Here is a 12,556-nt window from a genome sequence, read left to right as displayed (position 1 = left end):
AGATCCGTGCTCCCGGTTGCGGTATTCCGGCGGTGACCGCTCCTGTCCCCTGCCCTTCGCAACCGCAAGGCCCGCCGACGATGCCGCAACACCGACTTCATCTCGCGACGGCGCCGGGCATGCCTCTGCCGACCCTGAAGCGGCGGCTCGGCGTGACGAATGTCGGGCTCTACTGCAACGCCTGCGGCGAGTTCTACGCCTTCGGCGTCGAGGTGCCGGACGACCAGGAGATCGAGTTCACCGCCGACGGGCCGGTGCTCACCAGATGCCCGTTCTGCGAGACCGAGGAAGACCGCCGCGTCGGCGAGATCGAGCGCCTCGTGCTCACCGAGGGCAAGAAGAAACGGCACGTCGCCTGATCCGGCGGCGCGACGCCGGGAGACGGAACTTCCCGATCCCGGTTCCGCTTGGTCAGGACGTGTCGCTTCGGCTGCGAAGACAGCCCCAAGCGCCTCGGGCACGATCGAGACAGGCCCATGAAGATCTTCCAGTGCCAAGCCTGCGACCAGCCGATCTCGTTCGAGAGCACCTCGTGCGAGAGCTGCCAGCGGCGGCTCGGCTTCGTCACCGAAGTCCACGAGATGTCGGCGCTCGAACCCTCCGGCGACGACCTCTTCCACGCCTATGCGAATCCGGGCGCGAAACTCCGGTTCTGCGCCAACGCGGCGCATGACGCCTGCAACTGGATGGTGCCGGCCGATTCCGCCGAGCCGTACTGCATCGCCTGCCGTCACAACCGGCTGGTGCCCGACATCACCATCGAGAAGAACCTGACCCGCTGGCGCCAGATCGAGGCGGCCAAGCACCGGCTGTTCTATACGCTGATGCGGCTCGGCCTGCCGCTCGCCAACCGCGAAGAATATTCCGACGGCCTCGGCTTCGATTTCCTGGCCGATCCGGCCGAGAACCAGGCGCCCGGCCCACCCGTGCTCACCGGACACGACAACGGCCTGATCACCCTCAACATCGCGGAAGCGGATGACGCCGAGCGCGAGCGGCGGCGCGTGCTGTTCGGTGAGTTCTACCGGACGCTGCTCGGGCATTTCCGCCACGAGATCGGGCATTATTTCTGGGACGTGCTCGTCCGCTACGACACGAGCCTGCCGACCTGCCGCGTGATTTTCGGGGACGAGAGCGCCGATTACGGCAAGGCCCTGCAGAACCACTACCGCAACGGCCCGCCGCCGCATTGGGAGGAGACCCACGTCTCCTCCTACGCCACCGCCCACCCGTGGGAGGATTTCGCCGAGACCTTCGCCCACTACCTGCACATCGTCGACACGCTGGAGACAGCCTCTGCCTTCGAGATCCAGGTGCGGCCGAAGCTGCGCACAGCTCCGGAGGATATCGAGGACGGGCTGGTGGTGATCGACTTCGATCCCTACAGCGCCGGCGATTTCGGGCGTCTGATCGCCGCTTGGATGCCGCTGACCTACGCGGTGAACTCGCTCAACCGCTCCATGGGCCAGCCGGCGCTCTACCCGTTCAAGCTCACGCCTGCAGTGATCGCCAAACTCGCCTTCGTGCACGAGCGGATCTACTCGGCGCGCAACACCCTCGCCACGGCGGAGGTCGGCGCCGACATGCTCAAGGCGGTGATCACCGGCCTGCGCCAACGCGTGGCCGCACCGACGACCTGAAACGGCGACGGCCGCGATCCGATGAGTTCGGATCGCGGCCGTTGGTGAATGCTATGGAGAGGGCGTCAGGCGCTCACTCCTCCGAATCAGCCTGCGGGGCCGGGGCGGCGGTCCGCGACGGAGCGGCCTTCGCGGCGGGCGCCTTGGGGGCGCCGGCCTGCTTCGTGGTGCCGGTCGTCGCGGGCGAGCCGGCGGCGTTGGCCACGGCCGGGTTGCCCTTCGGCGCCCACTCGGCGTCGGCGCGCGGGCCGTTGGCGCCGTTGGTCGGGCCGGTGAGCTGGCCCTGCGCGAGGTCGCCCTTCTGCTCCCAGGTCTGCGAGCCGCAGAGGAAGCCGAGCATGCAGCCGCGCACCGAGAGTTCGCCCTGGGCCTCGGACCAGATCGTCACGTCGTAGAACTTGCCGTTCTCGGCGTTGTAGATCTTGCCCTCGTACTTGCCCTCGGAATTGGGCTTCAGGCCCATGATCATCTGGTGGCCGAGGGAGGCGCGGGCCTGCTTCTTCGGATCGGGATTGCGGAAGTCGACGCGGGGCTTGCCCTCGTCGTTCAGCGGCGTCTTCAGCCACACGGCGTAGCCGCAGATATTGGTGTTCTGGGCGCCGCACTTCTCGACGCGGATGCGGGCCTTGCCGTCTTCGGTGAGCCAGATGCCGCTCGGATCGCGCGGGGCGGCCTGCGCGAGGCTCGGGAGCGCGACGAGCGCCAAGCCCGCGAGCGCACCGGTGATCGGAGACCAGTTCATGCGATTCTTCCCCATTCCCGCATCTCGTGTCCGCGGGTCGTCGGCTGGTTCGGGGCCGTGGCGATGCTGCCGTGCGGCCGTGCGTCTGAGCCCCCGATGTCGTCCGGGAAGTTGACCGCATCATGACCGGGTTGCGGCGCCCGGGTGCCCTTTGTCGACGCTCGACCGGTTCGGGAACGAAAAAGGCCGGCGCTGCTGCGCCAGCCTTCGAACCGTTCGGTCCTGCTGGTCGATCACTCGCCCGGCTGCATGTCCGAGGTGAAGTGACCGCACCAATCCTTGCCGCCCACGACCGGCCAGAGGCCATGGCCCTTCGGCTCGGGCTGGCTCACGGGCGGGTTGAAGCGGCACAGGCCCTCGTCGCCGGCAGCGCTGCCGCCATTGGTCTTGTGGTCGTCGAAGAAGCGGCAGCTCTCGCAGGAGGCGTTGGTACCGGCCATGGGATGTTCCTTCCGAATTTCTCGGCGATCAGAGCCCTCGGCTCCGTCGCCAGCACAGATCGTAGTTAGAATAACTCCAGACTGGCGTCAAGCAGTTTAGAACGGTTCTGCTTTGGGAGATCGGCAAACGGATACGCGTCGGGCCGATGTCGCGACCACGCAGGTTTGCGGATTTCTTCCCCTACCCGCTTGCCGTGAGCCAAGCGGTAAAGAGGCCCGAATGCTACGATGTGCGCCCTGATCCCTGGGAGCCGTTTCCTTGGTGATCCGCCTGAAATCAGGCCGGCCCCCATCTCAGGCCATCACCGTAAGTACCAAACGCCAGATTTTGATCGTTCGGGGGCATGTGGAGCGCCGATTAGGTGAGGTGATCACGCTTCAGCAGATGGTGCCCTTGAAGACAGCGCGGATAAGCGCTGTTCGTCACCTCGTCCCAAAGCGTAGGCGTTGATGATCGCAGCCAGCAGGCCGGGGAAGCGTGCGTTCACCTCGGCGCAACGCGAGTGGTTCCGCATCTCCACGCCGTGACGCTCGCTGCGGATCAATCCGGCTTCGCGCAACACCTTGAAGTGGCTGGACAGCGACGATTTCGGGATGACACGGTCGCCGACAGCCGACAGGGCCGAGCAGGCATCGACGCAGCCTGCGCCCACGATCCTGGCAAAGATCGCCGCCCGTCTGGGATCGGACAGGGCATGCAGGATCGCCTCCGGCTCAACGTCCTCCAGGGCGGGGTGAAAAAGCGGCCTCATGTTTCGTCCATATGGGGCTTGAACTGCGCTTTAATAGTTCCGAACTTCCGAACTATGGGACGACGGCATCCATCCCGGGGCCGACCCACATCGAAAGCTAGCACAGATGTCAAAGCTTGAGGGTAAGGTCGCCGTCGTCACCGGTGCATCGAAAGGCATCGGCGCGGCCATCGCCAAATCGCTGGCGAAGGACGGTGCAGCCGTCGTGGTCAACTATGCGTCGAGCAAGGCTGGCGCGGACGCCGTCGTCGCGGCGATCACCTCGGCCGGCGGCAAGGCCATCGCCGTGCAGGGGGACGTCTCCAAGGCTGCCCAGGCTCAGGGGCTGATCGAGGCGGCGATAAACGCGTTTGGCCGGATCGACGTGCTGGTCAACAATTCCGGTGTCTACGAATTCGCAGCGATCGAAGAGGTGACCGAGGAGCACTACCGCCGCCTCTTCGACGTCAACGTGCTCGGCGTCTTGCTGGCGACCCAGGCGGCCGCGAAGCATCTCGGCGAGGGCGGCAGCGTGATCAATATCTCGTCGGCGATCACCCATGTGCTTACGCCAACCGCGGCGGCCTATGCCGGCACCAAGGGAGCCCTGAACGCGATCTCGGGGGTGCTCGCCAACGAGCTGGCTCCCCGCAAGATCCGCGTCAATGTGGTCAGCCCCGGCTTCGTGGTGACCGAGGGCACCCATACGGCCGGTGTCGTCGGCTCCGATATGGAGGCTGGTTTCATCGCACAAACGCCGCTCGGCCGTGCAGGCCAACCGGACGACATCGCCGGGGTCGTCGCGTTCCTCGCGTCGGACGACGCCCGCTGGCTGACTGGTGAGAACATCACCGCCAGCGGCGGCGTTCGATAACAGGAAAATCTGCTCCGGCGCGTGCTCCAGCAACGGATGCGCGCGCAGGCGGTGGCATAGGGCGAACGCAATCTGGCGACCTCGACCGAGCTCGTTGTCCTCCGCGAGCTAGGCGCGCTTCGACACCGGACCGTCGTACCCGGCCTCGTTGCCGCTTGAGCCAACGAGCGAGCGGATCTGATCTCGTACGCCCTGTGTGACAGGGTTGTAGACGATCATGCCGAGGTCGGGCCGGCCGTCGACCGCAAAGGTCGAGAATTCCAGTTCGATCGCGCCGAGGATTGGATGCCTGAGCCGTTTGACGCCGTCGGCATGCGCATTGACGTCGTTCTCCTGCCAGAAGGCAGCGAACTCCGGGCTGGTGCGACAGAGCTCATCCACCAGTTCGCTGACCTCGGACGCAGCGCCGGCGCGTACGGCATCCGCCCGGAACGCGCCGACGACGAAGCGGGCCATGCTCTCCCAATCCTGCTGCGCCGTGCGAACGCTCGGGTCGCAAAACATGCGGCGAAGGATGTTGCGCTCATTGGGAGGGACCGTGCTCCAGTCGGTCAGCACCACGGCGGCGGCACGGTTCCAGGCGACGATGTCCCAGGTTGCCGTCTTGATCAGCGCCGGGCTGACTTCCAGCGTATCGAGCAGCCGCTGCAGACGCGGCGTGATCCCCTCCTTGGGCCTGTAGCGGACCTCCGGCGGACGCCCGAGCGCGAGCATGAAGACGTGCTCCCGCTCGGCCTCGGTCAGCATCAACCCGGCGGCGATGCGGTTCAGCACGTCCGCCGAGGGCGCGCCGCCGCGCCCCTGCTCCAACCACGTGTACCAGGTGGCGCTGATGTTCGAACGCTGGGCGACCTCTTCCCGGCGCAGGCCGGGCGTGCGCCTGCGTCCAGCGAACCCAAAGGCCGCCGGATCGAGCTTGGTCCGACGGTCCCGCAGGTATGCTCCCAGTGGAGTGTCAGAGCTGGCAGGCATGGGGATCCTGTTAGTGCCTATACCGGGATAAGGTCACAACTTTAACGGGATCGGTGGCGGGCCGGTAGAGATCGTCCAGACCACAGCGGACAGCATCTCATGCGCATCTTCCTCACCGGTGCCACCGGCTTCATCGGCTCGGCGATCGTCCCGGAACTGCTCCGGTCCGGGCATCAAGTCCTTGGTCTCACACGGTCGGCCACGGGCGCTCAAAAACTGATCGACGCCGGCGTCGAACCCCATCGTGGCAACCTCGAAGACCTGGACAGCCTGCGAAGCGGCGCGGCCCAGGCGGATGGGGTGATCCATACCGCCTTCGACCATGACGACTTCTCGAACTTCGTCGCCAACTGCGAGAAGGACAGGCGCGCGATCGAAACCCTGGGCTCCGCGCTGAAGGGATCGGATCGGCCGCTGCTCATCACGTCCGGCACCGGAATCGGAAACCCCACGGGGGGTGGACTGGCGACCGAAGACGTCTTCAACGTGGAACACCCGAACCCTCGCATCGCGTCCGAGATGGCGGGTGCCGCGCTCCTGGAGGCGGGCGTCAACGTGTCGGTCGTGCGCCTCCCGCAGGTGCACGACACGGTGAAGCAGGGGCTCATCACCTATCTGGTCGATGTCGCCCGCCGCACGGGCGTCTCGGCCTATGTCGGCGAGGGAGCCAACCGCTGGCCCGCGGCTCCCGTCCGCGATGTCGCCCGGCTCTACGCGCTCGCGTTCGAGAGGCGGGAGGCCGGTGCCCGGTACCACGCGGTCGCCGAGGAAGGTGTCACCGCCCGCGAAATGGCGGAGGTGATCGGCCGTGGCTTGGACGTGCCGGCGGTCGGCTTGTCGCCGGAGAAAGCGGCGGAGCACTTCGGGTGGTTGGCTGCATTCGTCAGCCTCGACATGCCGGCGTCGAGTGCCCTGACGCGGGCACGGCTCGATTGGCATCCGACCGGTCGGGGTCTGATCGCCGACCTCGAGCGAATGGACTATTCCCGCGCGTCCCACTGACACGCCGCGGTCCGCTCACGGTCTGCAAGCAAGCCCCCGCGCTCGAAAGGCGTCAGCCAGCTCAGGCTGGCTGACGCCTTATTCTCCTCCTGATCCCGGCGTCCAGCCAAACTGCACGTCCTCTCCAGGGCGCACCGATGCGACCAAGACGATGCCATTACTCTCGTGATGCACGTAGATGGTGGTCAGGGCCTCCAGGCTTCCGCGTGCAACCTGCCGCTGTTGAGCTGCCACGATCAGAGTGTGGACGCGACGTTCGATCTCATCTCGATCAGCGCACTCTACGCCGTCATCGCCCCACTCGACTGGCCCATCATCGTGAACGTCGAAAATGTAGCGCGGCACGTCGGCTCCGTTGACGCTCGCATGACAGCCTGTCCTGCGCGAAGCCTTACATTAACGGTACCAGTTTGTTCCGAGAGCCAACGATGCTGAACCTGAGTCGCTTGCCTCGAGATGCTCGACGAACCGGACGCCATCCCACACCTCGATGGCCCTGCCATCCATTCGCGCGCGAACAAGGTCGAGAACGCACGCATCGTTGGGAGCTTGGACGGTCTCCGTTGCGATGACCCGACCGTCCGCATTGAGATGAAGGACCAGATACGCCGTCAGGAGGGCGGCCATCCCCGGCAGCGTCACCTCATCTACGATTTCCAGCATCGGCGCACTCCAACATTCCAGGGCGGGAGCGCGCGTCTCTCAGCCGCCGGCAGCCAAGCGTAGAGGCCGACGATGGGCTCCCCTACGCTGCCTGCTGCGCCCAACCTATGATGAAAATGCACATGCACCTATTCGCCCTGCAAGGATGCGACAGGCCGCCGCGCGATGCTTGTCGCGCAGTACCCCACCTATCCCTTGAGATCTGGAGAAGCACCGTGCGAGCTGCCTTGACGACCATCCTGCGCACTGCCGCCCTTGCGGCACTTCTCGGAGGTTCCAGCGCAGCCCTAGCTCACGATTACACGCTCGGAGGCCTCAAGATCGGTCATCCCTGGTCGCGCGCAACGCCGGGCGGGGCCAAGGTCGCGGCCGGATACCTGAGCGTGACGAACGCGGGGGCCGAAACCGACCGCCTGATCGGCGGCACGCTCGAGAATACTGGTCGGGTCGAAGTCCACTCGATGTCGGTCGAGGGCGGGGTGATGAAGATGGGGCCGGTCGAGGGCGGCCTCGAGGTCAAGCCGGGCGAGACTGTTACGCTCAAACCAAGCGGCTATCACCTGATGTTCACGGGTCTGAAGGCCCCACTCAAGCAGGGCGAGATGGTCAAGGGCTCGCTGACCTTCGAGAAGGCCGGCTCGGTGCCGGTGGAGTTCAAGGTCGAAGGCATCGCCGCGGCGACATCGGGCGATGAGCACGCTGGGCACGACCATGCCCACTGACCCGCAGGCGGCCAGATCCGGCATGCGGCGTGCGGATTACCTGCTGTTCGGTGTCCTGGCGCTCGGCCTTATCGCCATTGCCGGCACGACCTTCGCGATGTGGCCGGTCGGGCCGAAGCCCCCGCCCCTGTCCGTTGTCGGCGGCCCGTTCCGCCTACAGTCCTCGAAGGGGGGCGTGCTGGACTCTGCCTCCCTGCGAGGGAAGCCGTTCCTCGTGTTCTTCGGCTTCACGCAGTGTCCAAACGTCTGCCCGACAACCTTGGCCGACCTCAGCAACCTGATCGACGAGATGCAGAAGCAGGGTGGTGATATTCAGGCCCTCTACATCACGCTCGATCCAGAGCGCGACACGGCGGCGGTGCTCAGCGAGTACATGAAGTCCTTCAGTGACCGGATCACCGGCCTCACTGGTACACCAGCCGAGATCGACCGGGTCGCCGCATCGTACCGTGCCTACGCGAAACGGGTGCCGCTACCCGATGGGGATTACACGCTCGAGCATACCCTCATGGTCTACCTGATGGACCAGAATGGCGGCTTCATAGGGCCGCTGGACCTCGGCGCGGGGCACGGGCTTGCCCTCAAACAAATCCGCCAAGCCCTCAAGGGACATCAAAACTCTTGATCGATCATCTGTCGAGCAACAAGCTTTGACGATCGGCTGCGAGAACTTGGTGGGCGAACGGATGCGTGGCGTATGACCTCCCGCGCAACGGAAGAGGCGGGCACCTCTAGCGAAACGTTTGCGAGGAGCGGAAAGCTCTCATTCGATCCGCCTTGCGGCCCCGTCGAAGGCTGGGCCGACGGCCCCGTGATCCGTGCGACCGGCATCCCCTATGCGCGAGCGGCACGGTTCGCGCTGCCAGAGCCGGTAGAGGATTGGGTGATCCCCTTATCGGCTACGCAATGGGCTCCCGCCTGTCCGCAGCAGCCGGTGCCGTTCCTGGATGAGGCACTCGGTGGTGCGCTCGGTGCCCTGGTGCAAGACGAGGACTGTCAGCGCCTGTCAGTGACCGTGCCGGCCAACGTCGCCGTGGATGAGGCGTTGCCCGTCATGGTCTGGATCCACGGCGGTTCCTACGTCAGCGGCGCAGGTGATGCGCCGTGCTTCGATCCCGCGGCCCTGGTGGCGGAGCAGCGCGTCATCGTCGTGTCCGTGACCTATCGCTTAGGTCTGTTCGGCTATCTCGGCGACGGAGCCGGCAAGCCTGCCAACCTCGGCCTGCTCGACCAGATGACGGCGTTTCGCTGGGTCAAGCGAAACATCGCCGCCTTTGGCGGCAACCCCTCAAATGTAACCGCATTCGGCCAGTCGGCGGGCGGAGACGCGATCGCTCACATCATGGCGACAGAGGCGGCTGGAAGTCTTTTCCGGCGGGCCATCATCCAGAGCCCTCCCCTGGGGATCGCCCGCGGCCGCAGACGTATGAACGCGGCGATGTCGCGCGCGGCCGCGTCGGTGACGGCCAATATGACGACTGCTGAGGTTCTGGCCCTGGAACCCGTGGTCGCAAGAGCCGGGGCGCGGTTCGGCCTTCGTGGAGCCATGCCCTTCGGCACGCAATACGGATATGCACCGCTTCCTGCTGAGGCTGAGATCGAAGCGGCATGGGACGCAGTCGCCCCGCGCATCGAGGTGCTGATCGGGCACACAGCCGAAGAAGCTCGGCTGTTTCTGCCGACGATCTCCTCACTCAAGCCGTGGCTCGGGCTTCCGATCATCGGCCCGCTCCTGCGGCGGCTCATCGTCGGTATCGTCACCGAGGCCGTCTATGCGCGCGCGATCCGCAGGTTCGCGAGGCGTCACGTGAAGGCGGGAGGGCGCGCCCACCTCTACACCATCACGTGGGCCGCGCCCGGGAACCCGTTCGGCTCCGCTCACGCGATCGAGCTCCCGGTCATTTTTGCAAACCGGCGTGCTTGGCAGAACGCAAGCTTTCTCGAGGGTGCGGCCTGGTCCGATCTCGATCGACACGGACGAGCGCTCCGAAAGGTTTGGGCCGATTTTGCTCGAGGGACAAACCTCTCGGAGCATGCCGACATCGCTGGAGTTCTGAGCTCCCGGCGGGTTGGTTGAGATTGATCATGAGCGAAGCCGCTCAGCCTGGGCGACGAAGCGCTACAAGACGCTGCCGGCGGCGGGTCTGCTGATTATGGGGCCGCTTTGGTGCTATTTCGAAACCAGCGATCCAAAGCCAAAGTCGGGATCCGTGAAGCGGTAGGAGATCTGGGCAAAGGCACCATAGCGCTGGGTGGCGAACTTGGCCGGCTCTGTCAGGTTGGGGAACCGGGTCGTGCCGTCCTGCCGGTCGACGGACATCCGCCAGTAGCGTGCGCCGACGCCAACGCTGATGGTCGGGGTCAGATCGTAGGTGACTGCGCCCTGTAGAAAGTAGCCATCGCCCGTACCCTGCTCGGTAAGCGGATTGATGTCCGGCCGCTGCCAATGGCGATCGTATCCGTTCAGTTCGACGAACGGGAGATAGGCTCCTTCGAGCGACAGCTTGAAGCGGTCGTAGCGCGCCTCGCCGACGAGCCCCAGGCGCAGCGCGTTCCAGTGGTTGTCCTGCGTCAGCGAGGCGACCGTATTCGGTATCGTCCCGACGCCGATGACGGGGTTCGAAGCAATTTGAAACCCGTTGGTCGCGTTGGCGCGCTCGGCATAGCGCTGATAGCCGACGAAGGCCCCGAGGCGGAAGGTGTCGTCGCGATACAGGCTGTAGCCCGCATCGATGACGGCATAATCGATGTCGCCGTCCTGGATTTTGGAACGGGTGTTCGAGTAGGCGTTGCCCCGGACCGGCGGGAAATCCTCGTCGTTGAGCCGACCACCCGAGGTCACGAAGCCCGAGCCGAGGAAGCCCTTGGCGAAAAGGCCGGTCGGATTGTGGTCGAGGCGAGCGAACGTCTCGCCGGAATGGGCGTCGAAATCACGATAGGTCAGACGCGAGATGATCGTCTCGTTGACCGGTCGGTAGAACGATTTCGCGAACTTGCCCGAGCTGTAGAAATAGCGCGTGCCGACCTCGAAGTCCCAGACCTGCGGGACCGGCGGAACGTAAGGCACAGGGTTCACCAGCGCCCGTGCAACGTCGGTAACGGGGCCGATGAACGGCAGACCGCCATCGTCGAAGCGGTAGTTGATGCCGACGCGCCCGAGCACCCCACTCGTCTCGACCCGGCTGCCGACGGTCAGACGGGGGAACAGGCCGGTGCTGTCGCGACCAGCAACGGTCCTGCCGCCGAGGTCGTAGTACAGAGCCTCGCCCTTGACCGACAGATGAGGCCCGATCGCGTACTCGACACCGCCGCCGAGGACGTAGCCGACGCGCAGATCACCCTTGCGGGCGTCAAACTCGGGACGATTGAACCGTGGGCTGGCCGGGTTCGGATCTGACGTGGTGTTCGTGTCGATCCGAACGTCGCCGAAGGCCACGCCACCGGTGCCGTAGAGGAAGACGCGGTCGAACGCATAGCCGACCTTGCCGCGTGCAGTGGCGAGCCAATCCAGACGCTGGCCGACGTGATAGATGCCGTTGGGAAAGACGACGCCGGGCTGCTCCGCTCGCGCGAAACGTCCCGTCTCGATGTCGTAAGTGCGTATCGGCGTAAACTGGTAGTCGGCTGCCACACCGACGACGACGCCCGAGCCCGGTGCGAATTGGTGGTCGTAGCCGATCTCGCTTCCCGCGATGAAATCGCTGGCGTCATGGGACGAGGGCGCGCGGATCGGGCAGTTCAGGCCATTGGCCTGCCCATTCGCGCCGACGCAGGTTGGCCGCGTCCGATTGTCGAGCATCCCGCTGCCTGCGAACAGGCCGCTATAGGCTCCAGTCCACGTAAACAGCGGAGCCGATACCGCTGTCTGCAACGCGGTGGCCGGCAGATCGGCCGCGTGGCAGGTCGTGGCCAAGCCAGCCGACAGCAAAGCGGCAACCGAAAATCGCATGACACGTTCGCCAGATCAGTAGGGTCTTATACGATGCCGATTATGAGCAAAGGCCTATCCCTCGCCTGTCGCCGATATGCAACGCGCTCGACCTCAAACAGATTTTATCGACCTTTCAGGCTAAGCGCAGAAATATCGCCTCGTCTTACAAGGGCTTACGCTGCGTTCACGAATTCGATACCGAGCCTGCCGTTGCTACGGTTTTAGCTTCATCCAAGGAGAGCAAATTTCGTCGGCAATCAACTTAGCAAACTGCATTTTTCATGCACCGCATTCCGGCGTTGATGGATACCGGATCGCGCGGTGGGGTCCTTCTCAGCCGAAAACATTGCCTAGAACTCTCGTCAGCTCTGAGGCAGCAACTCGCGCGTCGAGAATGCCGAAGCCTTTCCCGTCCTTATAGCAGTTGTCCCATTCCTGCCCCTCGCCGGAGCGACCGCCTCGACCCAAGACACCCCGGCGCGAACACTCTGTCCGACGCACCTAGCTCCGGCGATTTCAGGACCTTGTTCGAATGAAGCAAATCTAACCGGTTCGAAGCCAATTCTGCGGAAGTTTGATGTTGCCTCATGCAGCAGAAGCCATTTCGATATGAACGGCTACTGTTCTTAGATATGACTTTTGTCGTGGTCACCCATTGCCCTTGACGACATGGCCGTTTTATCTGGCAGTCTGAGCAAGAAGAAAATACGTGGACGATACTGATCGCCCCCCCAAAGCTAAATAGCTTCCGGTTCGAAGCTCCGCGAAGCCGCTCCACCACGGGCGGCTTTTTTCATGCGCCCATGTCTTTCATGCGCCCATGTCGGCGACCCCCGCAA

Annotated in this window: 14 protein-coding genes; 7 read left to right on the top strand and 7 right to left on the bottom strand. The window is 64.7% G+C overall.

Going from position 1 to position 12,556, the window contains the following annotated elements; all coding sequences use genetic code 11:
• Window positions 1-119: 119 nt before the first annotated feature.
• A complete protein-coding gene (locus tag MFF07_RS12450; protein ID WP_147818515.1) occupies window positions 120-359 on the top strand; it encodes a hypothetical protein in 240 nt (79 codons plus the stop codon).
• A gap of 117 nt (window positions 360-476) precedes the next feature.
• On the top strand, window positions 477-1,640 hold the full coding sequence (locus MFF07_RS12445) for a zinc-binding metallopeptidase family protein (protein WP_147818516.1): 1,164 nt from the start codon (window positions 477-479) through the stop codon (window positions 1,638-1,640).
• A gap of 73 nt (window positions 1,641-1,713) precedes the next feature.
• Here the strand turns inward: MFF07_RS12445 and MFF07_RS12440 are convergent, their stop codons facing one another.
• The 3 genes from MFF07_RS12440 to MFF07_RS12430 form a co-directional block, all read right to left on the bottom strand.
• Entirely contained in the window at window positions 1,714-2,382 is a 669-nt protein-coding gene (locus MFF07_RS12440; protein WP_238232070.1) for a DUF2147 domain-containing protein, read from the bottom strand.
• 233 nt (window positions 2,383-2,615) lie between these two features.
• Entirely contained in the window at window positions 2,616-2,822 is a 207-nt protein-coding gene (locus MFF07_RS12435; RefSeq protein ID WP_147818981.1) for a hypothetical protein, read from the bottom strand.
• A gap of 371 nt (window positions 2,823-3,193) precedes the next feature.
• On the bottom strand, window positions 3,194-3,574 hold the full coding sequence (locus MFF07_RS12430; protein WP_147818979.1) for an ArsR/SmtB family transcription factor: 381 nt from the start codon (window positions 3,572-3,574) through the stop codon (window positions 3,194-3,196).
• A gap of 106 nt (window positions 3,575-3,680) precedes the next feature.
• Between MFF07_RS12430 and MFF07_RS12425 the strand changes: the two genes are divergently transcribed.
• A complete protein-coding gene (locus MFF07_RS12425) occupies window positions 3,681-4,427 on the top strand; it encodes a glucose 1-dehydrogenase (RefSeq protein ID WP_147818978.1) in 747 nt (248 codons plus the stop codon).
• 108 nt (window positions 4,428-4,535) lie between these two features.
• Here the strand turns inward: MFF07_RS12425 and MFF07_RS12420 are convergent, their stop codons facing one another.
• Entirely contained in the window at window positions 4,536-5,399 is an 864-nt protein-coding gene (locus MFF07_RS12420; RefSeq protein ID WP_147818976.1) for a helix-turn-helix transcriptional regulator, read from the bottom strand.
• Window positions 5,400-5,498: 99 nt separating this feature from the next.
• On the opposite strand from MFF07_RS12420, the gene MFF07_RS12415 reads away from it, so the two are divergent.
• Window positions 5,499-6,401, top strand: coding sequence for an SDR family oxidoreductase (locus MFF07_RS12415; protein ID WP_147818974.1), 903 nt, complete (start codon window positions 5,499-5,501; stop codon window positions 6,399-6,401).
• A gap of 78 nt (window positions 6,402-6,479) precedes the next feature.
• Here the strand turns inward: MFF07_RS12415 and MFF07_RS12410 are convergent, their stop codons facing one another.
• Both MFF07_RS12410 and MFF07_RS12405 read right to left on the bottom strand, forming a co-directional pair.
• Window positions 6,480-6,746, bottom strand: coding sequence for a hypothetical protein (locus MFF07_RS12410; RefSeq protein WP_147818972.1), 267 nt, complete (start codon window positions 6,744-6,746; stop codon window positions 6,480-6,482).
• 51 nt (window positions 6,747-6,797) lie between these two features.
• The gene (locus MFF07_RS12405; RefSeq protein ID WP_147818969.1) at window positions 6,798-7,064 is read right to left on the bottom strand and encodes a hypothetical protein; all 267 of its coding nucleotides are present in this window, start codon (window positions 7,062-7,064) and stop codon (window positions 6,798-6,800) included.
• 215 nt (window positions 7,065-7,279) lie between these two features.
• On the opposite strand from MFF07_RS12405, the gene MFF07_RS12400 reads away from it, so the two are divergent.
• From MFF07_RS12400 to MFF07_RS12390, 3 genes are all read left to right on the top strand, one after another.
• The gene (locus MFF07_RS12400; protein ID WP_238232068.1) at window positions 7,280-7,786 is read left to right on the top strand and encodes a copper chaperone PCu(A)C; all 507 of its coding nucleotides are present in this window, start codon (window positions 7,280-7,282) and stop codon (window positions 7,784-7,786) included.
• A complete protein-coding gene (locus MFF07_RS12395; RefSeq protein WP_238232066.1) occupies window positions 7,755-8,411 on the top strand; it encodes an SCO family protein in 657 nt (218 codons plus the stop codon). Before MFF07_RS12400 ends, MFF07_RS12395 begins: the two co-directional genes overlap by 32 nt.
• A gap of 72 nt (window positions 8,412-8,483) precedes the next feature.
• The gene (locus MFF07_RS12390; protein WP_147818965.1) at window positions 8,484-9,863 is read left to right on the top strand and encodes a carboxylesterase family protein; all 1,380 of its coding nucleotides are present in this window, start codon (window positions 8,484-8,486) and stop codon (window positions 9,861-9,863) included.
• Between the two features lie 93 nt (window positions 9,864-9,956).
• Here the strand turns inward: MFF07_RS12390 and MFF07_RS12385 are convergent, their stop codons facing one another.
• On the bottom strand, window positions 9,957-11,735 hold the full coding sequence (locus tag MFF07_RS12385; RefSeq protein ID WP_147818963.1) for an outer membrane beta-barrel protein: 1,779 nt from the start codon (window positions 11,733-11,735) through the stop codon (window positions 9,957-9,959).
• Between the last annotated feature and the right edge of the window lie 821 nt (window positions 11,736-12,556).

Source organism: Methylobacterium thuringiense (assembly GCF_022179645.1).
GTDB lineage: Bacteria > Pseudomonadota > Alphaproteobacteria > Rhizobiales > Beijerinckiaceae > Methylobacterium > Methylobacterium thuringiense.
Note: the sequence above shows the minus strand (reverse complement) of the source record. Positions and strands in the feature narration are given on the sequence as shown.